General features: G+C 76.1%; 27 protein-coding genes. 12 read left to right on the forward strand and 15 right to left on the reverse strand.

The features are described 5' to 3' along the window. Positions 1 to 684: LysR substrate-binding domain-containing protein (locus ACWERV_RS03280; protein ID WP_452928496.1), on the reverse strand; the 684-nt coding region annotated here is incomplete at its 3' end. 181 nt (positions 685 to 865) lie between these two features. Between ACWERV_RS03280 and ACWERV_RS03285 the strand changes: the two genes are divergently transcribed. Continuing rightward, positions 866 to 1,258 carry a DUF5997 family protein gene (locus ACWERV_RS03285; protein WP_398184290.1) on the forward strand — a complete coding sequence of 131 codons (393 nt, stop codon included), beginning with the start codon at positions 866 to 868 and terminating at the stop codon, positions 1,256 to 1,258. 85 nt (positions 1,259 to 1,343) lie between these two features. On the opposite strand, the gene ACWERV_RS03290 is transcribed toward ACWERV_RS03285, so the two are convergent. Further along, positions 1,344 to 1,814, reverse strand: coding sequence for a carboxymuconolactone decarboxylase family protein (locus tag ACWERV_RS03290; protein ID WP_452928086.1), 471 nt, complete (start codon positions 1,812 to 1,814; stop codon positions 1,344 to 1,346). 104 nt (positions 1,815 to 1,918) lie between these two features. Beyond that, positions 1,919 to 3,211 carry an MFS transporter gene (locus ACWERV_RS03295; protein WP_452928088.1) on the reverse strand — a complete coding sequence of 431 codons (1,293 nt, stop codon included), beginning with the start codon at positions 3,209 to 3,211 and terminating at the stop codon, positions 1,919 to 1,921. 75 nt (positions 3,212 to 3,286) lie between these two features. Between ACWERV_RS03295 and ACWERV_RS03300 the strand changes: the two genes are divergently transcribed. Next, a complete protein-coding gene (locus ACWERV_RS03300) occupies positions 3,287 to 3,865 on the forward strand; it encodes a TetR-like C-terminal domain-containing protein (protein ID WP_452928091.1) in 579 nt (192 codons plus the stop codon). Between the two features lie 27 nt (positions 3,866 to 3,892). On the opposite strand, the gene ACWERV_RS03305 is transcribed toward ACWERV_RS03300, so the two are convergent. Then, positions 3,893 to 4,801 (reverse strand): SDR family oxidoreductase, encoded by a 909-nt coding sequence (locus ACWERV_RS03305; protein ID WP_452928499.1) that lies wholly within the window; start codon positions 4,799 to 4,801, stop codon positions 3,893 to 3,895. Positions 4,802 to 4,895: 94 nt separating this feature from the next. On the opposite strand from ACWERV_RS03305, the gene ACWERV_RS03310 reads away from it, so the two are divergent. Beyond that, complete coding sequence (locus tag ACWERV_RS03310) at positions 4,896 to 5,471, forward strand: TetR/AcrR family transcriptional regulator (protein ID WP_452928093.1); 576 nt, start codon at positions 4,896 to 4,898, stop codon at positions 5,469 to 5,471. A 16-nt stretch (positions 5,472 to 5,487) separates the two neighbouring features. Here ACWERV_RS03310 and ACWERV_RS03315 read toward each other — a convergent pair whose 3' ends face one another. The 6 genes from ACWERV_RS03315 to ACWERV_RS03340 all read right to left on the reverse strand — a co-directional run bounded on the left by ACWERV_RS03315 (position 5,488) and on the right by ACWERV_RS03340 (position 9,076). Continuing rightward, on the reverse strand, positions 5,488 to 5,778 hold the full coding sequence (locus ACWERV_RS03315) for a DUF6510 family protein (RefSeq protein WP_452928096.1): 291 nt from the start codon (positions 5,776 to 5,778) through the stop codon (positions 5,488 to 5,490). A 43-nt stretch (positions 5,779 to 5,821) separates the two neighbouring features. Next, the gene (locus ACWERV_RS03320) at positions 5,822 to 6,541 is read right to left on the reverse strand and encodes an FAD-binding oxidoreductase (protein ID WP_452928099.1); all 720 of its coding nucleotides are present in this window, start codon (positions 6,539 to 6,541) and stop codon (positions 5,822 to 5,824) included. After that, positions 6,529 to 7,128, reverse strand: coding sequence for a molybdopterin-dependent oxidoreductase (locus ACWERV_RS03325; protein WP_452928102.1), 600 nt, complete (start codon positions 7,126 to 7,128; stop codon positions 6,529 to 6,531). Before ACWERV_RS03325 ends, ACWERV_RS03320 begins: the two co-directional genes overlap by 13 nt. A gap of 100 nt (positions 7,129 to 7,228) precedes the next feature. Beyond that, complete coding sequence (locus tag ACWERV_RS03330; RefSeq protein ID WP_452928104.1) at positions 7,229 to 7,600, reverse strand: fluoride efflux transporter FluC; 372 nt, start codon at positions 7,598 to 7,600, stop codon at positions 7,229 to 7,231. Next, positions 7,597 to 8,100: a fluoride efflux transporter FluC gene (locus ACWERV_RS03335; protein ID WP_452928107.1), complete on the reverse strand. Its 504-nt coding sequence runs from the start codon at positions 8,098 to 8,100 to the stop codon at positions 7,597 to 7,599. The genes ACWERV_RS03330 and ACWERV_RS03335 overlap by 4 nt, the downstream gene beginning before the upstream one ends. Before the next feature lie 385 nt (positions 8,101 to 8,485). Beyond that, on the reverse strand, positions 8,486 to 9,076 hold the full coding sequence (locus ACWERV_RS03340) for a hypothetical protein (protein WP_452928110.1): 591 nt from the start codon (positions 9,074 to 9,076) through the stop codon (positions 8,486 to 8,488). A 239-nt stretch (positions 9,077 to 9,315) separates the two neighbouring features. Here ACWERV_RS03340 and ACWERV_RS03345 point away from each other — a divergent pair, with 239 nt between their 5' ends. After that, the gene (locus tag ACWERV_RS03345) at positions 9,316 to 9,753 is read left to right on the forward strand and encodes a nuclear transport factor 2 family protein (protein WP_398184325.1); all 438 of its coding nucleotides are present in this window, start codon (positions 9,316 to 9,318) and stop codon (positions 9,751 to 9,753) included. Between the two features lie 45 nt (positions 9,754 to 9,798). On the opposite strand, the gene ACWERV_RS03350 is transcribed toward ACWERV_RS03345, so the two are convergent. Then, a complete protein-coding gene (locus ACWERV_RS03350; RefSeq protein ID WP_398184328.1) occupies positions 9,799 to 10,095 on the reverse strand; it encodes a dsRBD fold-containing protein in 297 nt (98 codons plus the stop codon). A gap of 173 nt (positions 10,096 to 10,268) precedes the next feature. Here ACWERV_RS03350 and ACWERV_RS03355 point away from each other — a divergent pair, with 173 nt between their 5' ends. After that, the gene (locus ACWERV_RS03355; protein ID WP_452928114.1) at positions 10,269 to 10,925 is read left to right on the forward strand and encodes a PhzF family phenazine biosynthesis protein; all 657 of its coding nucleotides are present in this window, start codon (positions 10,269 to 10,271) and stop codon (positions 10,923 to 10,925) included. 98 nt (positions 10,926 to 11,023) lie between these two features. On the opposite strand, the gene ACWERV_RS03360 is transcribed toward ACWERV_RS03355, so the two are convergent. Then, positions 11,024 to 11,515: a peptidylprolyl isomerase gene (locus ACWERV_RS03360; RefSeq protein ID WP_452928117.1), complete on the reverse strand. Its 492-nt coding sequence runs from the start codon at positions 11,513 to 11,515 to the stop codon at positions 11,024 to 11,026. Between the two features lie 540 nt (positions 11,516 to 12,055). Between ACWERV_RS03360 and ACWERV_RS03365 the strand changes: the two genes are divergently transcribed. The 6 genes from ACWERV_RS03365 to ACWERV_RS03390 all read left to right on the forward strand — a co-directional run bounded on the left by ACWERV_RS03365 (position 12,056) and on the right by ACWERV_RS03390 (position 20,356). Continuing rightward, positions 12,056 to 12,265: a type A2 lantipeptide gene (locus ACWERV_RS03365; protein ID WP_398184336.1), complete on the forward strand. Its 210-nt coding sequence runs from the start codon at positions 12,056 to 12,058 to the stop codon at positions 12,263 to 12,265. 181 nt (positions 12,266 to 12,446) lie between these two features. Continuing rightward, positions 12,447 to 13,244, forward strand: a complete 798-nt coding sequence (locus ACWERV_RS03370) for a hypothetical protein (protein ID WP_452928119.1) — start codon at positions 12,447 to 12,449, stop codon at positions 13,242 to 13,244. Further along, positions 13,241 to 15,499 (forward strand): NHLP family bacteriocin export ABC transporter peptidase/permease/ATPase subunit, encoded by a 2,259-nt coding sequence (locus ACWERV_RS03375; RefSeq protein WP_452928122.1) that lies wholly within the window; start codon positions 13,241 to 13,243, stop codon positions 15,497 to 15,499. The genes ACWERV_RS03370 and ACWERV_RS03375 overlap by 4 nt, the downstream gene beginning before the upstream one ends. A gap of 1 nt (position 15,500) precedes the next feature. Then, positions 15,501 to 18,488 (forward strand): NHLP bacteriocin export ABC transporter permease/ATPase subunit, encoded by a 2,988-nt coding sequence (locus tag ACWERV_RS03380; RefSeq protein ID WP_452928125.1) that lies wholly within the window; start codon positions 15,501 to 15,503, stop codon positions 18,486 to 18,488. Between the two features lie 426 nt (positions 18,489 to 18,914). Then, on the forward strand, positions 18,915 to 19,853 hold the full coding sequence (locus ACWERV_RS03385) for a carbohydrate kinase family protein (RefSeq protein WP_452928127.1): 939 nt from the start codon (positions 18,915 to 18,917) through the stop codon (positions 19,851 to 19,853). A gap of 92 nt (positions 19,854 to 19,945) precedes the next feature. Beyond that, complete coding sequence (locus ACWERV_RS03390) at positions 19,946 to 20,356, forward strand: RidA family protein (RefSeq protein WP_452928130.1); 411 nt, start codon at positions 19,946 to 19,948, stop codon at positions 20,354 to 20,356. Between the two features lie 9 nt (positions 20,357 to 20,365). On the opposite strand, the gene ACWERV_RS03395 is transcribed toward ACWERV_RS03390, so the two are convergent. The 3 genes from ACWERV_RS03395 to ACWERV_RS03405 form a co-directional block, all read right to left on the reverse strand. Then, positions 20,366 to 21,757, reverse strand: a complete 1,392-nt coding sequence (locus ACWERV_RS03395; protein WP_452928133.1) for an MFS transporter — start codon at positions 21,755 to 21,757, stop codon at positions 20,366 to 20,368. 367 nt (positions 21,758 to 22,124) lie between these two features. Continuing rightward, the gene (locus ACWERV_RS03400; protein WP_452928135.1) at positions 22,125 to 22,913 is read right to left on the reverse strand and encodes a dienelactone hydrolase family protein; all 789 of its coding nucleotides are present in this window, start codon (positions 22,911 to 22,913) and stop codon (positions 22,125 to 22,127) included. Between the two features lie 351 nt (positions 22,914 to 23,264). Further along, a complete protein-coding gene (locus ACWERV_RS03405; RefSeq protein ID WP_452928138.1) occupies positions 23,265 to 24,074 on the reverse strand; it encodes a hypothetical protein in 810 nt (269 codons plus the stop codon). A 135-nt stretch (positions 24,075 to 24,209) separates the two neighbouring features. Between ACWERV_RS03405 and ACWERV_RS03410 the strand changes: the two genes are divergently transcribed. Then, positions 24,210 to 25,154 carry an ADP-ribosylglycohydrolase family protein gene (locus tag ACWERV_RS03410; protein WP_452928141.1) on the forward strand — a complete coding sequence of 315 codons (945 nt, stop codon included), beginning with the start codon at positions 24,210 to 24,212 and terminating at the stop codon, positions 25,152 to 25,154. Positions 25,155 to 25,160: the final 6 nt, after the last annotated feature.

A 25,160-nucleotide genomic window follows, 5' to 3' on the forward strand; every position in this document is an offset into this window, starting at 1 on the left:
GGACGTCCGGGCGCCCTTGCCCGCGGACGTGCGGGCCGATCCCGGCTTGGCCGGCTTCTTGCGCCCCGCGCCCGAGCCCCCGCCGGTGGCGGACTTCGCGGGCGCGGCCTGCTCCGCGGCGGCGCGGCGGCCGCGGGTGCTGTTGGCGGTGCGGCCGCGGACGATCCCGATGAAGTCGTCGACGAGGTCGGTCGTCGCGTCCTCCCGCCAGGACAGCGCCACCTGCGACTGGGGCGCGTCGGCGACCGTGCGGTAGGTGAGGTCCCGGCGGTGGTGCAGCCGGGCCAGCGACTGCGGGACGACCAGCACGCCCACCCCGGCGGCGACCAGCTCGACGGCGTCCGCGGTGGTCGCCGGGCGCTCCAGCGCGGGGCGGCCGGGCGGGCGCTCCCAGCCGAGGGTGTCGTCGACGGGGTGCAGCACCAGTTCGTCGGCTAGGTCGGCCAGCGCGATCTCCTCGGCGGCGGCCACGAAGTGGTCCTTGGGCACGATCACCACGGTGGTCTCGGTGTAGAGCGGGATCGCGCTGAGGTCGGTGCGGTCGTCCGGCAGCCGCAGCAGCCCGGCGTCGGCGCCGCGGGCCCGCAGCAGCCCCGCCGCCTCCGCGGGCGGCACCGCGACCAGTTCCAGCGGGACGTCCGGCAGCCGCTCCGCCCAGATCCGCACCCACTTGGACGGCGTCACACCCGGGACGTACGCGAGCCGGAAGACCGGCCCCGCGGGCGGCGCGGACGCGTCAGGGCCCTCGCTGGTGTCGGGGCCCTCGGGGCTGTCGGGGTTCTGGTGCGTCTCGTGCGTGCCGGTCACCTCGCAAGGCTATCGGCGACGGTCGGGGGCGGCACACGCGGTCGTTACCCTTGTGGGCATGACGTCGCAGAAATCCGTCCAGACGATGAAGCCCGCCACGGCGGCCAAGAAGCTGGGCGTGTACCTCCCGGCCACCCCCGCGCAGTTCCAGGAGGGTGTCGTCTCCCGGAAGGAGCTGGACGCGCTCCAGGCCGACCCGCCGCAGTGGCTGCGCGATCTGCGGCGCGACGGACCGCACCCGCGCCCGGTCGTGGCCGCGAAGCTCGGTGTGTCCATCGCGGGCCTGGCCCGCGGGGGTGTCACCGAGGCGCTCACCACGGAGCAGGTCGAGGCGCTGAAGCAGGAGAGCCCGGTGTGGCTGGAGAAGGAGCGCGCCACGCAGGCCGAGGTGCGCAAGGAGGCGGTCCGGCTGAAGGAGAAGCGCGCGGCGGAGGACCGTCCCGCCCGCTGACCGCGGCACACGGCCGAGGGCCCGCCCCGGAAGGGGGCGGGCCCTCGTGCGTTGCCCGGGGCACGTCCCGGCGGTGCGGGGCGGGTCAGCCCCACTGGCCGGGCTGGTGGTCCCCGGCGGGCTGGCGGGTCAGGACGTTCAGCCGGTTGTAGACGTTGATCACGCCGATCAGGCACACCAGCGCGGTCAGCTGCTCCTCGTCGTAGTGCTGGGCGGCCTGCGCCCACACGTCGTCGGGGACACCGGCGGCGTCGGCGAGCCGGGTGCCGGCCTCGGTCAGCGCGAGGGCGGCGCGTTCGGCCTCGGTGAAGACCGTGGCCTCCCGCCAGGCGGCGACCAGGGCCAGCCGCACCGCGGTCTCCCCCGCGGCCGCCGCGTCCTTGGTGTGCATGTCCAGGCAGGCGCCGCAGCCGTTGATCTGGCTGGCGCGGATCTTGACCAGCTCCTGCGTGGCGGCGGGCAGCGAGGAGTCGGTGACGGCCTTGCCCGCGGAGTTGACGTACTTCGCGACCTTGGCGCCGACGGGGTTGGTGTAGTAGCTCAGACGGGCGTCCATGACGGTCTCCTTGCGGTGGTGGCCCCCGCGGGGGCTTGCACTGCACTGACTCCCGGGGCGGGCCGGATGTGACCGCCGGGCGCGGCGCGCGGCGGTGATCCGCGTCACCCCGCCGTTGAGGCGCGGGCGGCGGCGCGGGAGGTCCGCAGCCGCTGGGCGACGAGCGCGAGGACGCCGAAGGCGATCACGGCGGAGCTGTAGACGACCGCGGTGCGGTGCAGGCCGACGTCGGTGGTGGCGAAGCCCGCGATGACGGCGGGGATGCTGAAGGCCAGGTAGGAGATGACGAAGGCGACGGCGAACAGCTCTCCGCGCTCGGCCGGTGCGGCTATCCGGGCCAGCGTGCCGAAGCTCGCCAGTCCCGCGGCACCGAAGCCGACCCCGGCCAGAGCGGTGCCGAGCGCCGCCGCGGTCACCGAGTCCGCCTCCACACCGGCCAGGCCGACGCCCGTGCCCAGCGCCAGCAGGCTCGCGCCCAGGGCGAGGGTGCGCTCGGTCGGCCAGGGCCGCAGCACGAACGCCGTCACGGACGCGGGCGCGCACAGCAGGGTGACGACCAGGCCGCCGATGACGTGGCTCGACAGGCCGAACAGCCCCGCGGCGACCGAGGGCCCGAGGGCGAGGTAGAGCCCGCCGAGCGCCCAGCTCGCGACCAGGATCGGCACCAGCGCGAGCAGGTCGGCCCGCAGCCGGGGCGCGACGCCGAGCCGCGGCTGGAGCGAGCGTACGGCGCCGGGGCGGCGCTGCGAGGTCTCCGGCAGCAGGGCCGCGACGAGTGCGGCGACGGCCAGTCCGGCCAGCAGCAGCACGTAGACCAGCCGCGTCGGGTGCGGCCCGTACTGCACCAGGAAGCCGCAGCCGAGCGAGCCCACCGCGAGTCCGAAGGAGGGGGCGGCGCCGCTGACCACGCCCGCGCGGTGCGGCGCGTGCGGCGGATTGAGGTCGACCAGGGCGGCGCCGAGCGTCGTCATGGCGCCGCCGGTGGCGACGCCCTGCACGAAGCGGGCGGTGAGCAGGAGGGACACGTCGCCGGCGGTGATGAAGAGCAGCATCGCCACCGCTTCCAGGGCGATGGCGGCGAGCAGCACGGGGCGGCGTCCGACGTGGTCGGACAGCGCCCCCAGGACGAGCAGCGCGCCGATCATGCCGACCACGTACACCGCGAAGACGGTGGTCAGCATGGTCGCGGAGAAGCCCCAGGCGTGCTGGTAGACGACGTAGAGCGGAGAGGGCGCGCTGGAGGCGGCCATGAAGAGGACGAAGATCGCGGCTATGGCGGCGAAGGCGGCGCCACGGCCGAGGCCGCGCCGCCGGGCCGGGCGGAGCGCCGTGGAGGATCTGCGCGGGGCGGGCGGTGCGGCGGGTCCGGGCTCCTGGGAGTTCGGCGCGACGGTCATGGATCTCTCCGGTTGCAGTGATCATTGCGTTAGTGACTCCTGGGCTAACGCAGTGACCAGTGCGATAATTTCCGTATGACCGAAGCAGCCCAGCGGCGCCCCGGCGGCCGGTCGGCCCGGGTCCGGGCCGCCGTCCACCGTGCCGTCGCCGAACTGGTCGCCGCCGAACCGGCGGAGCCGCTGACCGTCCCGCTGGTCGCCGCCCGCGCGGGCGTCCACCCCACCACCGTCTACCGGCGCTGGGGGTCGGTCGCGCATCTGCTAGCCGACGTCGCCACCAGCCGCTTCAGCGGCGACGTGGTGGTGCCCGACACCGGCACGCTGGCCGGCGACCTGGAGCGCTGGATGGCCGACGTGGCCACCGACCTCGCCGACCCCGACGTGCTCGCCCTGATGCGCGCCACGATCGGCTCCGGCCCCGAGGGCGGCTGCGCGTGCGCCGCCGACCGGCACGAGCAGCTCGCGGCGATCATCGGCCGCGAGCACGCCCGCGGCGGGGCCGTCCCCGACGTGGAGCGGGCCGTCGACATGCTGCTCGGCCCGCTCTACTACCGGGCCGTCTTCAGCAGCCGGCCCGCCTCCGGCGACTGGGCCCGCGGCCTGGTGGGCGCCCTGCTCGCGAGCTGCGACCGGGGCGCGGCGCCCGCGGCCTGACGGCACCGGCCGCGGGGGAGGCGGGCCTCAGGCGCGGAAGTAGTGGCCCTCGTCCAGGTCGGCCAGCAGGCCGGGCCCGGTCGGGTGCCAGCCCAGCAGCTCCTGGGTGAGCTCGCTGGAGGCCGGGGCGTCCAGCCCGGCGAAGCCGGCCATCCAGCCGAAGTGCTCCCCCGCGTCCTCGGGCGCGACGGAGGTGACCGGCACCCCGAGGTGGCGGCCGATCGTCCCGGCGATCTCCCGGAAGGGCACGCCCTCCTCGGCGACGGCGTGCAGCACCGATCCGGCCGGGGCCTTGTCCACCGCGAGGGCGAACAGCTTCGCCGCGTCGGAGCGGTGGACGGCGGGCCAGCGGTTGGCGCCCTCGCCGATGTAGCCGGCCGACCCCTTCTCCCGGGCGAAGGCGATCAGGCTCGCCAGGAAGCCGTGGTCGCCGTCGCCGTGGGCGGTCGGCGAGATCCGGACGACCGACGAGCGCACACCGCGCGAGGCGAGCGCGAGCACGGCCCCCGCGGTGGTCCCGCGGATGGAGAACGGGGTGCCGTCGCTCTGCGGCATGTCCCGCTCGGTCGCGAGGCGGCCCGGCTTGAGGCCCGCCACGCCGGAGGCGAGCACCAGCGGGCGGTCGCTGCCGGTGAGCGCCTCGCCGAGCGCGTCGACGGCCCGGCGGTCGGCCTCGGCGGCTTCCTGGAAGCTGCCGGAGAAGGCGATGTCGTGCTTGAAGGCGAGGTGGATCACCCCGTCGGACGCGGCGGCGGCGTCCCGCAGGACGTCGAGGTCGTCGACCGTGCCCCGGACGACGTCCGCGCCGGCCGCGGTGAGCGCCGCGGCGGAGGCGTCGGAACGGGCGAGGCCGGTGACCTGGTGGCCGGCGGCGATCAGCTCGGGCACGGTGGCGGCGCCGATCCAGCCGGAGGCACCGGTGACGAAGTAGCGCATGGAGAGGACCCCAGACATTCGATAGGTGATGTCAGTTGCTGTCATCGACATTAACACTCGATGTCAGCGACTGCCATCACGGTAAAATCCAGCCATGGGCAGATGGGAGCCGGACACACCCGGCCGGCTGGCGAAGGCGGCGCTGGACCTCTACAGCGAGCGCGGCTACGAGCAGACGACCGTCGCGGAGATAGCGGGCCGCGCCGGACTGACGGAGCGGACGTACTTCCGGCACTACGCCGACAAGCGCGAGGTGCTGTTCGCGGGCAGCGCCGTGCTCCAGGAGGTGTTCGTGACGGCGGTCACGGGCGCCCCGGACGGCGCGGGGCCGCTCCGGGCCGTGGCGGCGGGACTCGACGCGGCGACCGCGCTGTTCGCCGACCGCCGGGACTTCGCTTGCAAGCGGCAGGCGGTGGTCATGGCCAACGCCGACCTGCTGGAGCGTGAGCTGATCAAGCTCGCGACACTGTCGGCCGCGCTCTCCGCCGCCCTGCGCGAGCGCGGCGTGCCCGAGCCCGCGGCGACGGTGGCCGCGGAGGCGGGCGTCGCCGTCTTCAAGGTCGGCTTCGAGCGCTGGGTCGCCCCCGACGAGACCCGCGGCCTGCCGGAGCTGGTGCGCGGCACGCTGGACACGCTGGCCGGGGTCGTCGCGGAGGACCGCGGCCACTGACCGCGGGAGGCCCGGGTCAGGGCCGGGTCCGCCCCGGCGGGCGGTCGAAGCGGAAGGCCCCGCCGCCGCTGCCCAGTTGCAGCCACAGGTGGTGGGGCTGCTCCACGAAGCGCAGGGCGACGACGCCGCAGCCGGGGCAGCGGCCGGTGAGGCCGGGGTCCGGGCCGTAGAGGTGGAGCTGCGCCATCGTGCCGGTGAGCCGGCAGTTCGGGCAGCTCCGCCACGCCGTGGTGGGGTCGGCGGCGAGGACCGCCGACAGGGGGCCCGCCAGGGCGTTGCCGTCGAGCCGGGTGAATGCGTCGTTCATGGCCTGTGCTCCTCCGGGTCTGCCGGGTGGTGCCGGTCGGGGGTCATCCGAAGCGTTCGGTCCTGATCGTCCCGGGCGGGTGGCCGCCGTCGACGAGCAGTTCCGCGGCGCGCTCGACGAAACCGGTGGGCCCGCACACGAAGCACCGGAGGTCGCCCAGGTCCGCGCCGAGGGCGGTCACCAGGTCACCGGCCCCGATGCGGGCGGGCGGGCGGCCGTCGGGCGACCTGCGGGTGTGGACGTAGGTGACGCCCAGCCCGCGCTGCCGTGCGGCGGCCAGCTCGTCGCGGTACCAGACCTGGTCCGGGTCGCGGACGGAGTAGGTCAGATGCATGGGGACGGCGGCGGCGCCCGCGTAGTTGGCCCGCACCATCGCCATCAGCGGGACGATCCCGCATCCGCCCGCGGCGAGCAGCACGGGGCCCTCCTGCCGCGGGTCCCACCGGAACCAGCCGCCGAGCGGACCCCTGACCTCGACGTCCGCGCCGACCGGCAGGTCGTGGACGAGGTACGCGGACACCTCGCCGTCGGGCACGTCCTGGACCCCCAGCTCGATACGCGCGCCGTCCGCCGGAGCGGCCAGCGAGTAGCTGCGCACCGCCTGGTAGCCGTCGTCGGCGGTCAGCCGGACGTCCACGTGCTGCCCGGGGAGGTGGCCCGGCCAGGACGGCGTGTCGAGGAACAGCGTGGATCCGCTCGGCGTCTGGGCGTGGCGTGCGGTGAGACGGGCCCGGCGCCAGCCGTCCGCGGTCAGTCGTTCCATGTGCGCTGTTCCCGCCAGGGGTCACCGTAGTTGTGGTAGCCGGCGGACTCCCAGAAACCCGGCTCGTCGGTGTGGGACAGGGCCAGGCCGTTGACCCATTTGGCGGACTTCCAGAAGTACAGGTGCGGGATCAGCAGGCGGGCGGGACCGCCGTGGTCGGGCGCGAGGTCGTAGCCGTCGAAGGAGTGGACCAGCCACGCCTTGCCGCCGGTGATGTCCGCCAGCGGGAAGTTGGCCGTGTAGCCGCCGTAGCACCGCGCCTGCGCGAACTCCGCGCTCGTCTCCACGCCGTCGAGGAAGGCGTCCAGCGGGACGCCGCGCCAGGCGGTCGCGAACTTCGACCACCGGGTGACGCAGTGGATGTCCACGGTCGGCTCCTCCTGGGGCAGGGCCGTCATGGCCTTCCAGTCCCAGGTCCGGGATGCGCCGGTCTCCGTCGTGACGGTGAAGGTCCACTCGTCCCGCTCGACGCGCGGGGTCGGACCGGCCGACAGGACGGGAAAGGACTCGGTCGGGTACTGCCCCGGCGGCAGCACACCGTCGAAGCGGTGCCGCCGTCCGTGGAAACCGGGTGAGAGTCGTGTCATGATCATCCGCCTCGTGGGAAGGACGCGGGGTGCTCCGCCGGACGCGGGCGGTCCGGTGCGCGCGGACCGGGCGGCCCCGGCGGGGCCCGGCGCGGCGCGCTCACCAGATCCGCCCGCCGATCGTGCGGCCCGCCCAGGCCAGCAGGACACCGGCCACCACGGTCGTACCGAGGTAGAACGCGGCGAGTACGGCCGTGCGGGCGCGCAGGAAGCCGGTCGTCTCCCAGGCCAGGGTGGACCAGGTGGACAGCGCGCCGCAGAAGCCGACCGCGACGACCGACTGGATCCACGCCTGGGGCACCCGCATCTGGAGCGCGATGCCGAGCAGGAGGCAGGCGGCGCTGTTGACGGCGAACGTGCCCACGGGAAAAGGCCGCGCCGTGGTCGACTTCGCCAGCACGCCCGCCCAGTAGCGCACCGGCGACGCCACGAAGGCACCCAGCGCGAGCCATCCCCAGTCCGCGCCGTTCACCGGCCCGCCGCCGCGTGAGCGGGCGCCGTCCGCACCAGCCGCACCGTCAGCGCGCGGCCCCCGGCGCACGCGAGGAGCGCGCCCACGACGGTGGCCGCGGCGTACAGCACCCCGAGCCCGGCGTGGCCGTGGGACAGCAGCCGCTGGGTGTCGGCCGCGTAGGAGGAGAAGGTGGTGAAGCCGCCGAGGAAGCCGCTGCCGAGCACCGGGCCCGCCCACATCGGGGACGCGGGCCTGCGGTGCAGCGCCGCCATCAGCACGCCCATGGCGGCGCAGCCGGCGAGGTTGACCGAGAAGGTGATCAACGGGAAGCCGTTCGCGGCGTCCGTGCCGAGCTGCCCGACACCGGCCCGTGCGAGGGCGCCGGCCGCGCCGCCGCCCGCGACGAGCACGGTCATCCACACCGCGTGCAGACCGGCCGCGGTCGGGTGCGGGAAGAGCCGGTGGAAGAGCGCCGCATCCGCCGGAACGGCTGCCACGGTCTCGGCTGCGTCAGCCATGTCGGTCCGCCCTTCGCAAGGGTGCGCGCACGGAGCGCGGGGCGCCCGGCGCGGGCCGCCTGTCGTACCGCCGCGTGGTTCTCCCTCCTCAAGGGTGGGGTAACCGGGAACATCCGCAACACGAGGCCGCGCGTGCGGCGGCGCCGCGGAGGCCGGGCGGGGACTCGGCGCCGGCTGCCGGACGGCAGGGTGCTCAGCGGCGGCTGCCGCGCGGCCGGGCGGGTCCTCAGCGGCGCCCCCGTTCGGTCGGGCGGCTCTCACTCGCGGCTGCCGCACGTCCGAATCCCCACCGGCGGCTGTCGCACGTACGGCCGCTCCCCAGCGGCGCCCGCCGCCCGGCATGGGCGCGGACCGCTGGGGGCCGCGCCCGGTTCGCCGTCTCCGGTCAGGCGTCGCCGGTGGCCGCGCCGCCCGCGAGGGCGAGCCGGAGAGTCTGCGTGCCGAGATGGGTGTCGCCCAGCGAGCAGAGCAGCGGGCCGCCCCTGGCGTGCAGTTCGAGCCGCCACATGCGCTGGACGGTGCCGCCCTGGCCGATCGTGGAGGTGTGGATCCGCTCGACGACGCGGACGTCCGGCCACGGCAGGACGGCGAACCCCTCCGGACGGGACGGGTCCGGCGAGCGCGCGGGCGGGTAGCCGATGACGAGGCCGCCGTCGAAGAGGTGCAGCCGCGGGACGCGGGACGCGCGCCGCCGCTCGTAGCCGAAGGCCAGCACGGGGACGGCGACCCCGGCCATGACCAGCGTGGCGCCGACGGACGCCGCGACCGGGCCGAAGGGCCCGGCGAGCAGGCCGATGCCCGAGGGCAGCAGGGCCACCGCGAGCGCGATGCCCGCGCAGCCCGCGTCACCGCCGCCCAGGGCGACGCTCCCGTGCGCGGCGCCGAAGCCGTGCTGCTCGGCGAGCCGGACCACCTCGCGCCGGGTGGCCGGTCCGTTCGTCCCGTCGAGTGCGCTCTCGTCCGCCGTGTCCGTCACCGCCCCGTCCCTCCGTGTGTGTCCGGTGCCAGGTGCCCGCTGAGACGGCGTCCGCCGCACCCGCGGTTCCCGTCCGCGCGCGCCACTGCCGCCGCCCGGTCGGGCGGCGGCAGTGGCGCGCGCGTGCAGTGGCGTGAAATGGCCACACCTGACCGCGACATAGTCAACACTGTGACTAGTCACCTTCATGACTATCGAGAAGAGGCCCCCAGCCAGGGCTTCACAGGGGAGGTACGCCCGTGGCCACCGCAGAGCGCTTCCGCGCCGCCGTCGAGAACCGGGAACTTGCCGCGCTCGACGCCCTCTTCACCGACGACATCCGGCTCTACAGTCCCGTCAAGTTCCGGCCGTTCGAAGGACGGCGGCTGGTGACCGGGCTCTTCGGGGTGCTCTACCGGACCTTCGAGGACGTCCACTACGGCGGCCGGCTCGACGGAGCCGCGGAACGCGGCGTGGACGGGGCGCGCGCCACCGCCACCGCGCTGCCCTTCCAGGCGACCGTCAAGGGCCGCCAGATCCACGGCATCGACCTGCTGCACTTCGACGGCGCCCGGCGGATCACGGAGATCACCGTGCTGATCCGCCCGCAGTCCGCGGTGCTGATCGTGGCCGAGGCGATCCACGCGGGACTGCTCGCGGACGGGCTGCTGCCCGCACCGGTGCCCGCCGAGCGCTGAGGTCCGACGGGCACCGGGACGTCCCGGCCGCGGCGCGGGACCGGGTCAGCGGGCCGCCGGCTCGTGGGAGGCGGACTTCTCGTTGGCGGCGGCGTCCACCGTCGCCATCCGGAGCAGCTGCCTGCCCAGGTCCAGCAGCGCGCGCCCGGCGGCGTACTCGTCGCCGATCTCGGGGGCGGGCGGGTCGCCCGGGTTGCGCTGCGCGGTGGTCTGCGTGCGCAAGGTGCGCTCACCGGTGTCGAGGGCGGCCTCGACGGTGGTGGCGTCCTTGCTCTCCTCGGCGATCTCCAGGTTGAGGGTCCAGGACTTGGTGCGCGTCTTCGGCGCCGTCTGCTGCTGCATCACGAGACCGTCCCATCCGTGCCCGATTGCGTGCCGGACCCGGCCTCCGTACCGCACGTGCCGAACCGGTCGGTCGCGCGCGTGCCGCGTCCGGCCCCCTTGTGCCCGCTCGCCTGCCCCGTGCGCCCGCCCGCAAACGCGTCCGGCCCCCTGCGGCGTGGTTGACTGCGCGGGTGACCGAATACGACGTCCTGCGGGTCTTCTGCGGAGCCGACGGGCGGCACGGCAACGAGCTGGCCGTCGTCCGCGACGGCTCCGCGCTGCCCGACCCCCTCGACCGGCTGCGGCTCGCCGCCAAGCTGGGCTTCAGCGAGACCGTCTTCGTCGACGACCCCGAGCGCGGCGTCCTCGACATCTGCACCCCCACCCTGCGGCTGCCCTTCGCCGGGCACCCGTGCGTCGGCACGGGCTGGCTGCTCGACCTGCCGGAGCTGGTGACGCCCGCGGGCGTGGTGGGCGTCCGGCTGGACGGGGAGTTCTGCTGGATCGAGGCGCTGCCGGCCTGGGCGCCGCCGCGCACCCTGCTCCAGTACGGCTCGGCGGCCGAGGTGGACGCGCTGGAGGTGCCGCCGCCCGGCGAGTGGATCTACGCGTGGGCCTGGCAGGACAAGGCCGCGGGCCGGATCAGGGCGCGGGCGTTCCCGGGCCGGAACGACGGGATCGACGAGGACGAGGCGACCGGCGCCGCGGCGCTGCTGCTCACCGCCCGGCTGGGGCGGGCGCTGAACATCACGCAGGGCCGCGGCTCGCAGATCATGACCGCGCCGCTCCCGGGCGGCGCCGTCGAGATCGGCGGCCGGGTGCGGCTGGACGGCCAGGAGGCGCTCTGACCCGTCATTTCCGGCCGAAGAACGCGTGAGGGCCCCCGGCGGTGCGCCGGGGGCCCTCACGGGTGCCCCGCCGGGCGGCGGGGCGTGGTCGAGACCGGTCAGTCGACGATGCCGGATTCGGTGATGACGACCTTCGCGGACGGCGTGCCGCTGCGCGAGCCCTTGCCCTCGATCGTCTTGACGAGCTCCTGGCCCTCGACGACCTCGCCGAAGACGACGTGCTTGCCGTCCAGCCAGTCGGTCACGACGGTGGTGACGAAGAACTGCGAGCCGTTGCTGTTCGGCCCGGCGTTCGCCATCGAGAGCAGGAACGGGCGGTCGTGCTTGAGCTGGAAGTTCTCGTCCTGGAACTTCTCGCCATAGATGCTCTTGCCGCCGCGGCCGTCACCGGAGGTGAAGTCGCCGCCCTGGAGCATGAAGGCCGGGATGATCCGGTGGAAGGCGGAGCCCGCGTACCCGAAGCCGTGCTCGCCGGTGGCCAGCTCACGGAAGTTCTGGGCGGTCTTGGGCACCACGTCGTCGAAGAGCCGGAAGACGATGCGTCCGGAGGGTGCGCCGTCGATCGAGATGTCGAAGTACACATTGTTCATGGTCCCCATCCTCGCATCCCCGGCCGCGCCGCTCACGCGCCGGGGCCGGTGGCGGGTGTCCGGAATTCCGACATGGCGGCAGATGCCCTGATCTCACGCCCGTCTGCCGACGTGACCGCACGAATACGGTTTTCGGCGGGACCGCACATCACGGGCGCAGACTCTGCACACACATCCGGTGGACCGTTCACCGCACTTCCGGCAGGCACGTTTGTGCGCAGAGGTGTTCGACGCGCAACGCGTATCCCGCAGTGCCCGTACGCGGTGTGCGAATTCCCAGGGGAAAGCCGTGTGAAGAATTCGTCGGCATCCGGTGGGCGGATCCGGCACACCGCCGCCACCTGCACCGATCCCCGCACGGTCGCGGGTGGCCGGGTCGGCGCGGACGTGGTTGCATCGTGCGCCATGCGGCGGTCGACCCGATCCGCCGCGTAATTCCCCGGCACCGGGCGGGCGTTGGGATCGCCCTGCCCTGATAACGGCGTCCATCCGGTCGACAGGGTTTTCGAAACAATGGGCTGACGAAGGGAACAACCAGCCATGCGCAAGGACACCACCCCGCAGGTCGAGACCCGTGAGATTGCCGACAGCGAGCTGGACGGCGTCTCCGGCGGCATTCTCGGCCCGGTTCTCGACACCGTCTGGACGGTCGACTCCATGCTGCCGACCGTCTCCGACGTCGCGGGTCTGGCCACCTCGGCGACCGGCCTGGACGTCGCGCCGCTGACCGGCCTCACCGCCGGTCTGTGACCGCACGCGCGTGACCGGCGGGCACTGACCGCAGGACACGGCCGGCGGACGGGCGCGGCAGCGCGCGGCCGGCGGACAGGGATCGACCGTGGACCCCGGGGCCTGACATCCCGGGGTCCACGGCGCTGCCAGGGGCCGCCCCGGAACCGCCGGGGCGCGAGGGAGAAGGGGACAGGGGCGGGTGGAATTCCGGCAGAAGGCACTGGCGCGGCTGCGCTCCCCGGAGGAGCTGGACCTGCCGGTGCGGCTCGCCCGGCCGCAGGGGCTGCCCGCGCTGGCCGTCGCCCTGGTGGTGCTGGCCGCGGCGGCGGTGTGGGCGGTGGGCGGCTCGGTGACCTCCCGTACGACACTGCCGGGCGTGCTCACCCGGGGCCGCGGTGGCTATGTGCTGCAGAGCCCGCTCGCGGGCCAGGTGGTGGACGTACGGGCCCGGGTCGGCGACCTGCTGGCGGCCGGCGCCCCGCTGCTGGACGTGCGCACCGCGCGGGGGACGCAGGCCGTGCGGATGGTCGCGGGCGGGCGGCTGACCGCGCTGCCCGCCGGGATCGGCACGGTGGTCGCCGCGGGCACGCAGGTCGCGGGTGTGGAGCTGGCCACGTCGCCGGACGACCCGCTGGAGGCGGTGCTCTACGCGGCGGGCGGCACGGCGGTGCCGGTGGGGGCGCGGGTGGAGCTGACGGTGGAGTCGGTGCCCGCGGACCGCTACGGGGTGCTGCGCGGCACGGTCGCGGCGGTCGGCCGCGAGCCGCAGAGCGCCGGACAGATCGCGGGCTTCCTCGGCGACGCCCGGCTCGGCGCCGCCCTCGCCGCGCACGGCGCGCCGGTCGCCGTGACCGTGCGCCTGGACCGGGCCGCGGGCAGCGCGAGCGGCTACCGCTGGTCGCGCGGCGGCCCGCCCTTCCGCCCGGCCTCGCTCACCCCGGTCAGCGGCTCGGTGCTGCTGCCCGCGCAGCGGCCCGTCGACTGGCTGCTGCCGTGAGCGCCCGGCACACCGGCCGCGGCGCGTCCCCGGCGGCGCGGAGCGGACGGCACCGGCCCCGCGCGGCCGGGCCGGACGCGGTCCGCGGGCGCGGCGGGCGGCGGGCGCGCACACCCGTGGTGCTCCAGATGGAGGCCGTGGAGTGCGGGGCGGCCGCGCTCGCGACGGTGCTGGCCCACCACGGGCGGCACGTGCCGCTGGAGGAGCTGCGGGTGGCCTGCGGGGTCTCCCGCGACGGCTCGCGCGCGAGCAACCTGCTCAAGGCCGCCCGCGGCCACGGCCTGACCGCCAAGGGCATGCAGATGGAGCCCGCCGCGCTGGCCGGGACCCGGCCGCCCGCCGTGCTCTTCTGGGAGTTCAACCACTACGTCGTCTACGAGGGCACCGGGCGGCGCCTCGGGCGGCGCGGGGTGCACCTCAACGACCCCGCGCGCGGGCGCCGTTTCGTCACCGCCGAGGAGTTCGACGCCGCCTTCACCGGGGTGGTGCTGACCTTCGAACCCGGCGCCGGCTTCACCCGCACACCCCGCCCGCCGGGCTTCGTCCGCGGCCTCCCGGCCCGGCTGCGCGGCGCCTCGGCGACGACGGCCGCCGCGGTGCTCGCCGGATTCCTGCTGGTGCTGACGGGGGCGGCCGCGCCCGCGCTGAGCCGTACCTACATCGACACCTTCCTGCTCGGCGGCCAGACCTCGCTGCTGGGCACGCTCCTGACGGCCATGGGCACGCTGGTGGCCCTGACGGGGCTGCTGACGTGGGTGCAGCAGGCGAACCTGCTGCGCGGCCGGATCGCGTCCGCGACGCTCGGCAGCGCGCGCTTCATGCGGCACCTGCTGCGGCTGCCGGTGCGCTTCTTCGCCCAGCGCAGCCCCGCCGACCTGGTGCAGCGCCTCCAGTCGCACGACACCGTCGCCGAGACACTCGCCCGCGACCTCGCGGCGGCCGGGGTGGACGCGGTCGTGGTGCTGCTCTACGCGGCGCTGCTGTGGACGTACGACCCGCAACTGACCGCCCTGGGCGTGCTGGTGGCGCTCGCGAACGTGGCGGCGATGCGGACGGTGGTGCGGATGCGCGCCACCGGCACCCGCAAACTGCGGGCCGACACCGCCCGGCTGACCAGCACCGCCTACAGCGGGCTCCAGCTGATCGAGACGATGAAGGCCACCGGGGGCGAGGACGGCTACTTCCGCCGCTGGGCGGGACAGCACGCCGCGACGCTGGAGGGCCGTCAGCGGCTCGGCGTGCCCGGCGCGGTGCTCGCCGTCGTCGCGCCCACGCTGGCCGCGGCCAACAGCGCGCTCGTCCTGCTGATCGGCGGCCACCGGGCCGTCGGGGGCGGGATCACGGTCGGCCTGCTGGTGGCCTTCCAGGCGCTGGTGACCGGTTTCACCGCGCCGGTCACCCGGCTCAGCGCGGTCGCCGGACGCGCGCAGGACCTCGCGGCGGACGTGGCCCGGCTCAAGGACGTGGAGAACTTCCCCGCCGACCCGGTCCACTCTCCCGCCCGCGCCGCCGCCCGCCCGGCCGACGCGCGCCGGCTCACCGGCCATGTCGTCCTGGACGGCGTCACGTTCGGCTACAGCCCGCTGGACCCGCCGCTGCTCACCGGCTTCTCGCTGGCGGTCGGCCCCGGCCGTCAGGTGGCGCTCGTCGGCGGCTCCGGCAGCGGCAAGTCCACGGTGGCCCGGCTCGTCGCGGGCCTGTACGAGCCGTCGTCCGGCGAGGTGCGGATCGACGGCCGGCGGCTGGCCGACCTGCCGCGCGCGGTGCTCGCGGCGTCGGTGGCCTTCGTCGACCAGGACGTCTTCCTCTTCGAGGGCACCGTGCGCGACAACGTGACGCTGTGGGACCCCTCGATCCCGGACGAGGCGGTGCGCGCCGCGCTCGCCGACGCCGCGCTGCTGGACGTCGTCACCCGGCGCCCCGGCGGCATCCACGGCCGGGTCGAGCAGGACGGCCGCAACTTCTCCGGCGGCCAGCGCCAGCGCCTGGAGCTGGCCCGCGCCCTGGTCCGCGACCCCGCGGTGCTGGTGCTGGACGAGGTCACCAGCGCGCTGGACGCCGAGACGGAGCGGCTGGTCATCGACAACCTCCGGCGGCGCGGCTGCGCCCGGGTGGTCGTCGCGCACCGGCTCAGCACCGTGCGCGACAGCGACGAGATCGTGGTGCTGGAGCGGGGCCGGATCGTCGAACGCGGCCGCCACGAGGGCCTCGCCGCGGCGGGCGGCCCGTACGCCGCGCTGGTCCGGGAGCGCTGACATGCCCCAGCACCCGGCGGGCCCCTTCCCCCCACGGTACGACCAGGTCCCGCCTGCGACCCCGGACCCGTACGCCCACGGTGGCCCGACACCCGGTCAACCGCTCTACGGCCAGGGGCTTTTCGCGGCGCCGGAGACGTACGCCGACGAGCCCGGCGGCCCGACACCCGGTCAGCCGCCCTACGAGGAGGCGCACTTCCCGGCCTCTGGGGATCGTCCGGGGTATCCGGATTCCGTCGTACGGGCGCTGGGCGGGCTCGGGGAGGCGGTCGACTGCGCGGGGACGAGCAGTGTCGCTCTCGCCGGGCCGGAGGGGCTGTGGCTGGTGACCGACGGCGCCATGGACCTCTTCGCGGTTGACGGTGACGGCGGCGGACGGTGGCACTTCCTGGGGCGGCTCGAACCCGGCACGGCGCTGCTGGGTCCGCCGCAGGGGCCCCACCACACGCTGGTGGGGCGCCCGTTGGCGGGGTGCGGGCTGCGGCGCGTCGGGCTGCGCGAGCTGTTCGCCGGGCCCGACCCGTACCGGCAGGCCGCGCCGGGCCCGTTGGAGGAGGCCTTCGCGCGGGGCGTGGGGCGCGGGCTGCGGCTGGTGTTCGAGGCCCGGGTGGACGGGCGGCCCGCCGCCGGGACCGCGGCGGCCGAGGACGACGTCCAGTGGGTGACCGTGGAGCCGGGCAGCGTCCGCTACGGCGCCGACTTCGGCCCGGACGCCGCCGGGCACCTGCTGATCGACGGCGCCCTGTGGCAGCGCATGGTGCGCCAGCAGGCGCGGCTGCTGGTCGCGCTGGGCCGGTGGATCGCCCAGCTGGAACACGCCCACGAGGAGCGCGCCGCGGCCGGGACGCGCGCGGGCGCCGCCGCCGGCGCCGAGGCCGACCGGCTGCTGCTGGCGGCCGCGGAAGGCGCGGCGGACTCCCCCGGCGGCCACGGGGCGGACGCGCTGCTCGCGGTGTGCCGGCTGGTGGGCGCGGCGGCGGGCGTGACGGTCGCGGAGCCCGCCGCGGGAGCGGCCGAGGACCGGCTCGGACCGCTGGACCGGATCGCCGTGGCGTCCGGTTTCCGCACCCGCGAGGTCGCGCTCGGCGCGCGCTGGTGGCGTACGGACGCCGGGCCGCTCGTGGGCCGTACCGCCGCGGGCGCTCCGGTCGCCCTGCTCCGGCGGCGCGGCGGATACACCGCCGTGGACCCGGCGGCCGGGCGGACGGTCCGGGTCCGCGCGGGCACCGCGGCGGGCTACGCGGACCGGGCCGTGATGTTCTACCGCCCGCTCCCGCCGGGCCCGGTGTCCGCGCGGCGCCTGCTGCGCTTCGGCCTGCGCGGCACCGCCGCCGACCTCGGCCGGCTGCTGGCCGGGAGCCTGGTCGCGGTAGGGCTCGGCGCACTGGTGCCGCTGGCCACCGGGCGGGTCCTCGGCTCGTACGTGCCGCGCGGCGAGAACGGGCTCATCACGCAGGCCGCGCTCGCGGTGATCGCGGCGACCGTGGTCTCCGCGGCCTTCATGCTGGTGCAGAACATCGCGGTGCTGCGGCTGGAGGGCCGGATCGAGGCGGCCCTGCAACCGGCCGTCTGGGACCGGCTGCTGCGGCTCCCCACCGGCTTCTTCGCCCGCCGCTCGACCGGGGAGCTGGCGAGCGCGGCGATGGGCGTCAGCTCGATCCGCCGGGTGCTGTCAGGGACGACCGCGGCGGCCGTGCAGGCCGGTACGGTCGCGGCGGTCAACCTGGCGCTGCTGCTCTGGTACAGCGTGCCGCTCGCGCTCGCCGTGCTCGGCATGCTGGCCGTCGTCCTGGCGGTGCTGGTGGCGGCGGGCCTGGCCCAGCTGCGGTGGCAGCGGCAGTTGGTGGAGCTCAGCAACCGGCTGGCCAACCAGGCGTTCCAGACGCTGCGCGGCCTGCCGAAGCTGCGGGTCGCCGCGGCCGAGAGCTTCGCGTACGCCGCGTGGGCGGCGGACTTCGCCCGCAGCCGCGAACTCCAGCGCAGGGCGGGCCGGGTGGCGAACACCGCCGCCGCCGTCAACGCCGTCTACCTGCCGCTGTGCACGCTCGCGGTCTTCGCCCTGCTCGCGGGCCCGGCCCGCGGCAGCCTGTCCCCCGCCGCCTTCCTGACCTTCAACTCGGCGGCCACGATGATGCTCTCCTCGGTCGGACAGCTCACCGGCGCACTGCTGTCGGCGGTCACGGTGCTGCCGATGGTGGAACAACTGCGGCCGGTGCTGGAGGCGGCCCCCGACGTGCCCGCGGGCAGCACCCGGCCCGGCGAGCTGACCGGCGCGATCGAGGCCGCCGCGGTGTCGTACCGCTACCCCGGCGAGGGGCCGCTGGTGCTGGACGAGGTGTCGCTGCGGATCGCGCCCGGCGAGTTCGTGGCGATCGTCGGACCCAGCGGGTGCGGCAAGTCCACGTTGCTGCGGCTGCTGATCGGCTTCGACGCGCCGCTCACCGGCAGCGTCCGCTACGACGGGCAGGACCTCGCGGCGCTGGACCGCGCGGCGGTGCGCCGCCAGTGCGGGGTGGTGCTCCAGCACGCGCAGCCCTTCAGCGGCTCGGTGTTCGACTGCATCCGCGGTGCGGGCGACCACACCGTGGAGGAGGCGTGGCAGGCCGCGGCCCTGGCGGGACTCGCGGCGGACATCAAGGCGATGCCCATGGGGATGCACACCGTCCTGCCGGACGGCGGCGGCGCCGTCTCCGGCGGCCAGCGGCAGCGCCTGATGCTCGCGCAGGCGTTCGTCCGCCGCCCGCGGATCCTCTTCCTGGACGAGGCGACGAGCGCGCTGGACAACGCGACGCAGCGCGCCGTGACCGCCGGCACGCGCGCCCTGCGAGCCACCCGGGTGGTCGTCGCGCACCGCCTGTCCACCGTCCTGGACGCCGACCGCGTCCTGGTGATGGACGCGGGCCGCATCGTCCAACAGGGCCCACCCGCCGACCTGCTGGCCGACACCACGGGCCCTTTCCACGCACTGGTACGCCGCCAGACCCTGTGAGACCCCCCCCCGCCCGTCTGCCCCGCCGGACGAGCACGGGCCGTCCCGCCGCCTGCCGCCCAGCGCCGGGGGGACGCACACACGTCCCAAACACCCCCGCCCCACGCCGTACGAACGCGAGACCCGTCCCACCACCTGCCGCCCGGCAGCCGTGGGGACGCGGACGAGTCCCGCCCGACCGCTCCCGGGCGCCCCGAACACCCGGACGGTCCACCGACCACCACCGGACGCCGTACGAGCACGGGCCGTCCCGCCGAACACCGCCGGACCGCGTGAGCACACCAGCCGTCCCGCACACCTGCCACCCCACGCCGTGAAGACGCACGCGAGCCCCACGCACCCCTGTCCGACGCCGTACCGGCGCCCGGCAGCGGGGGGACGCGGGACGCCGCTAGAGGGTGGGGTGGGCTGGGGGATGATGGGGGGATGACCGAATTCCTGGCCGTCGGGGAGAGCGTCGCCGACGTCGTCCGTACTCCCGGCGCTCCCGACGTCACGCATCCCGGCGGCAGTTCGGCCAACGTCGCCTACGGGCTGGCGCGGCTCGGGCGGGGGGTGGCGCTGCTCACCCAGCTCGGGGACGATCCGGCGGGCGGGCTCATCAGGGAGCACCTGGAGTCCGCGGGGGTGCGGGTGCTGACGGACGGGCGGACGGGGCAGGCCACGCCCACCGCCGTCGTCACGCTCGACGCGCGCGGCGCGGCGACGTACGACTTCGCGATCGGCTGGACTCTGCGGCCGGTGGACTTCCCGGCGGACGGCGTGCGGCACGTGCACCTGGGCTCGATCGGCGCGGTGGTGGCGCCGGGCGCGGACGCGGCGCGGGAGGTGACCGCGCGGCTGCGCGCGTCGGCGACCGTGAGCTACGACCCGAACGTGCGCCCCGCGCTCATGGGCGAGCGGGCCGCGGCCGCCGCGGCGGCGGAGCGGTGCGTGGCGCTCAGCGACGTCGTCAAGGCCAGTGACGAGGACCTGGCCTGGCTCTATCCGGGCGAGCAGCCCGGCGAGGTGGCGGCGCGCTGGCTGCGGCTCGGGCCCGCGGTGGTCTTCGTGACGCTCGGCGCGCAGGGCGCGCACGCCTTCACCGCGGCGGGCCGGGTAGCCGGTGCCCCCGTCCGCGCGGAGGTCGTGGATACCGTGGGGGCCGGTGACGCCTTCACGTCCGCCGCCCTGGACACCCTCAACGCGCTGGGGCTGACGGGCGCCGCCGCCCGCCCCCGGCTGGCCGCCGCCCTCGACGGGACCGTGCTGGCCCGCGTCCTGCACCGGGCCGGGACCGCGGCGGCCCTGACCGTCTCCCGCGCGGGGGCCCGGCCGCCGGACGCGGCGGAGCTGTCCGCGGCGGTCGCGGTACCGGCGCGCTGACGGCCCGCACCGCCGGGCGTGCGGGGCCCGCGGCGGGCCGGGCGGCGGAAACAGGGGTGCGGGCGGGAGCGACGACGGGTCAGACTCGCGGCATGACGCAGCGGATCACCCGAATCAATCCCGGGCGGCTCCACCCCACGCCCGGCTACCACCACGTCACCGTCGTGACGGCCGGGCGCACCGCCCACCTCGCCGGGCAGTGCCCGCTGGACGAGGCCGGCGACCTGGTCGGCCCCGGCTCGCTGGACGCCCAGGTCGACCGGATCGTCGAGAACGCCCTGATCGCGCTGGCGGCGGTGGGCGCCGGGCCGCGGGACGTGATCCGCTCGGTGATCTACGTCCGCAGCGACGACCGAGACAAGCTCGGCGCCGTCTGGCAGCGCCTCACCTCGTCCGCGCTGGCCGAGGCGTTCACCTCGGCCAGCACCCTGCTGGGCGTCACACAGCTCGGATTCGCCGGCCAGCTCGCCGAACTCGACCTCACCGCGGCCCTGCCCGACTGAGCCGCCCGCTCACCGCCCGGGAGCCGGGCACACCGCGCAGGCGGTGCCGCCCGCGGGCAGCGGTGCGCGGCACCGCGGGCAGGAGAAGACCGGCGGCCCGGCGGGCGGAACGGTGGGCGGCGGCGCGGAGGGCCACCTCTCGCGCCGCCCGGCGCCCGCCCGCGCGCGCAGGTTCCTCACCGCGGCCGGGACCGGGCGGGCGCGCAGGCCCGCGGCCGGAAGCGCCGACAGCAGCGTCGGGACGGCCGCCGCCACGAAGCACAGCCACAGCGGGAGGGCGCCCAGGGCCACTCCGGTGGCGGCGGTCCCTACGGTGTGCCCGGCGTTGAAGGCGCTGTTGACCCAGGTGCCGGCCCGGGTGCGGGCGTCCTCCGCGGCCTCCTCGTCCGCGAGCAGGTAGGCCGTGGACAGGGCGGGCGCGACGAAGGCGCCCGTGCAGCCGAGCACCGCGGCGAGCACGTACACGCCGTGCGCGAGCCCGGCGAGGGCGAGCGGCACCGGGAGCGCGGCCGCCAGCAGCGCGAGGCGGCGACGTGCGGGCGTCCGCCAGTCGCGGGCGCCGTACGCGGTGCCGCCGAGCACGCTGCCCGCCGAGACCGCGGCCTGGATCCAGGCGACCGCGGCGAGGTCGTGGTGCCCGCGGGCGAACGCGACGACCAGCAGTTCCTGCGCGCCCAGGGACACCCCGAGGGCGCCCGCCACGGCGGCGGGCACGAGCCACGCCGGGCGGCCCCGCGGCGGCGGCGACGGCTCCGCCGCGGGCGCGCCGGGCGGCGCCTTCACCGGCGGGACGGCGTCCCGCATCGCCGGTGAGGCGCACATCGCCAGCGTCCCCGCGACCACCAGGACGGCGCTCGCGCCCACCCCGGCGGCGGGGTTGCCGGCCGCGATGACGACACCGGCCAGCAACGGGCCGACGACGTACAGCACTTCCTCGGCGACGGTGTCCAGCGCGAAGGCCCGCTGGCGCAGTCCGGGGTCGGGCACGAGGGCGCTCCACAGGGTGCGCATGACCGGGCCGAGCGGCGGCGAGCACACGCCCGCCGCGAGGGTGAGCGCCACGAGCAGCGGGCGCGGCGTGCCGGGCGACCAGGTCGCGGCGGTGAGCGCCAGCAGCACCGCCCCGTAGGCCGCGGCCAGGAGCGGGAGGACGCGGCGGGGTCCGCGCCGGTCGATGAGACGGGCGCGCAGCGGCGCAAGCGCGGAGGCGCCGAGCCCGAAGCAGGCGACTGCGGCGCCCGCCCAGGCGTAGGAGCCGGTCGTGCGGGTGAGGGCGACGGCCAGCGGGACGAAGACCGTTCCGTAGGAGAGGCGGCCCAGCAGTGCCGGGCCGAAGGTCCGCAGGACGTGCGGCCTGCGGAGGACGGCGGAGTACGCCGGTCGTGCGGGGGACGCGGACATGGGTGTTCCTCGACGTCGCGGCGCCGGGCGACCGGCGCGCCGATGGGGGACGCGAGAGGGCCGCCACCCGCGGCTTCACGGGGCGGCCGGGCCCGGCCTACACACGGTGGAGGAACATGCCCCGCACGGTAGCAGCGCGCGTCGCCGCCGGGGAGCGGTCGCGGCGGAATCCGCCGCGTGGGGCGGGGTTGAGAGGCCGTCAGCACGGCGTGCGGCCCCGCCGGGAAGGAGTCCGCGCCGGGCGACGCCGCCAACCGGAGAACGGAGCCGGGGTCGGATCCGGTACGGGCGCTGCCTGCCAGCGGCCGGTGGCGAGACCGCACCCCGGGGGCGGCGCCCGGCCGCCGGGGCCGGGCGCCGGGGCGGGTCAGGACACCGGGACGGGTGCGGGGCGGGACAGGTGGCGGGTGAAGAAGGCGACCGCGCTGTCCGCCTCGAAACGCGGAACCTCCTTGTGGCGGCCCGTGTTGGCGTGCAGCGTCTTCTCCCGCGAGCCGATGGCGTCGAAGAGCGCGAGTCCGGCGGCGCGCGGGATGTGCTCGTCGTCCCACTGGAGCGCGTACTGCACCGGGACGGTGACGCGCGCGGCCGTGTCGGCGACCGTGTCGGGCCAGAACATGCCGAGGACGGCGGCGGTGATCCGCGGCTCGTCCGCGATCAGCGGGATGCCGATCGCGGTACCCATGTTGAGGCCGAAGTAGCCGACGGGCCCGTCCGGGCCGATCTCCGGGAGCTGCTGGAGGGCGTCCAGCGTGGCCCGCCACTCCGGTACGGCGCGCTCGGCGATGCGGGCGTTGTGCCGGACGACGATCGGGCCGACGGGCTCGCCCGCCGTCATGGCCTGCCGCAGTGCGGCGACCTCCCGTTCGTCGTCGGCGCTGAGCGGGCGACCGTTGTGCCCGGGGGCGTCGATGACGGCGACGTGGAAGCCGCCGGCGCGGACGAGGCGTTCGGCGCGACCGGTCATTCCCGGCCATTTCTTGTGGGTGCCGCCGCCGTGGCCCATGAGGACCAGCGGGGCGCGGCCGGTGCTGTCGGCGTTGTCGGCGTTGTCGGCGGGCGACCAGAGCACGCCGGGGACTCCGGCGACGGTGAAGTCGCGTTCGCGCAGGCCGTCCGCCGTGATCGTCTCGGCGGTGAACTGTACAGAATTCACAGGGTGTTGCCTTTCGGGAGTGCCATGTGTGTGGGCGCTCCCGGGGGACGTGTACTCAGTCGCCCGCAGCCGTGCGGCAGGACGGGAGCACCCATGTGCGTACTGCGTTCACGGGTCTCACCTCCTGCGTCGATTGCAACGGCCGAGAAGAAAGCTACACCGACGCGGTCCCCGTCCGCGCCTCATTTTTTCCGGTTCCTTTCCGGGCGCGGAAGAGCCCCGTGCGGGCACGGCGGTGCCCCGCCGGAAGGGGGAGCCGCGGCGGGGCACCTCGGGGGTGGGGCAAGCATGCGCCTGCGCACATGCCGCGGCCATACGACACTCGGCGTATCCCGCGAGGCGCCCGGCGGTTCAGAGCGGGAGCACGGGCCGGGTGGAGCAGTCCTCCCAGCAGTCCTCGCCCTCGGGGCCGTGGACGTACTCGGCCATGCCGGGGTTGCGGTTGGCGGTGGCCAGCGGCAACCAGCCCAGCAGATTGCCGTAGCCGCCGCACACCGACTCCCCGCCGTCGCCGCCGTGGACGGCGCCGGGGTCGGTGGACAGCTCCGCGCGGTAGGTGTCGTGGGCGATGCGCAGTCCGAAGGCGTTCGGCCCGGCGTGCGGGCCGTCGCGCCCGTCGAGCGGGATCGTGTCGAGCGGGCACGTGTCGCCCCACCGGAAGAGCGTGCCGCGGCCCGCCCCGCACGCGTACTCCCACTCGTCGGGGCTCGGCATCCGCAGGCCCTGCCCGGCGAGGACGGCGGCGGTACCGGCGGGCGGCTCGTCCAGTGCCTCGTCCCGTACGGCCGCGAGGAACGCGCCCAGCCGCACCCGGCGGGCGGGGCTGAGCACTCCGGCGAGGTGTGCCCGCAGGTCGGCCCCGTGGCCGAACCCCTGGGCCGCGCTCGCGGCGTAGTCGGCGGCCTGCTCCGCGCCGGGCGCCCACCGCTCCAGGTCGAAGCCCAGCGCGGCCGTCCCCCCGGGTATCAGGGCGAACTCCCGCTCCGCGCGCGCGATCAGCGCCCGGTACGCCACACCGCCCGCCGCGTCCGCTCCTTCCGCCTCTTCCACCGCCAGCACCTTCCCGCCGACCGCCGCGGCGGCCTCCCGGGCGAGGCGGCGCGCTCCGGCCGGGTCGAGCGCGTTCCAGTCGGCGAGGGTGAGTTCTGCGAGCTGCGGCATGCCCCGCAGTCTGGCACGCGCCTGTGACAGGCCCGCCCCGGTCGCCGGTCGCCGGTCGCGCATCGCCGCTCGCGCATCGCCGGTCGCGCCGGATATCCGGCGGCGGCCCGCGCGGCACGCGGATAGCCTCCCGCCATGGACGGGGAGTGGCGGGCGCGGGAGGAGCGGGCGGTGGGCGCCGTCGTCGGCGCGGCGGTGGGCGACGCGCTGGGCGGACCCTTCGAGTTCGGGCCGCGGGGCGCGTTCTCGGCGCGCTTCCCCGAGCCGGGGGCCGGTGGCGAGATGGGCGGCGGCGGGGGCTGGGACCCGGGCGAGGCGACCGACGACACGCAGATGGCGGTCCTGGTCGGCGAGTCCCTGCTCGACCGGGGCGGGCTGGACCTGCCCGACGTCTTCGCGCGCTTCCGGCGCTGGGCGGCGGCCGATCCCAAGGACATCGGACTCCAGACCGAGGACGTGCTCACCAACGGCCTGCCCTGGGACGCCGCCGCGGCCGCCCATTTCGCGGTCAACGCGCGGGCGGCGGGCAACGGCGCGCTGATGCGTGCGGCCACCTCCGCGGTGTACTTCGCGGCAGCGGGCCGGGAGGCGACGATGGACGCCGCCCGCCGGCTGTCCGCCCTCACGCACGGCGATCCGGCGGCGTGGGAGGGCACCGCCGTCTTCCACGAGCTCGTCCGGCTGGCGCTGCTCGGCGCCGATCCGCTCGCCGCCCTCCCGGACGTCCTGCTCGCGCTGCGGCCCGCGCACCGCGGGCGGTACGCGACGGTGCTCGCGCCCGACTGGACCCCGGAGCGGGCCACGGAGTTCAACGGGGCGGTGTGGCCGTGCCTCGGCTCGGCGGTCTGGGCGCTGCGGACCACCGGCGGCTACGAGGAGGCGGTGCGCGCCGCGGTCGATCTCGGGGGCGACACCGACACCGTCGCCGCGGTCACCGGGGGCCTGGCCGGTGCGTACTACGGGGCGGGGGCGGTCCCGGAGCGGTGGACGCGGCCGCTGCACGTGCCGCTGCCGGGCTTCGGGGGGCGGGTGCTGACGGCGGACGACCTCGCCTGGCTGGCCCGGCGGCTGGCGGCCTGAGGTGAC

This window comes from Streptomyces sp. NPDC004031 (genome assembly GCF_053604375.1).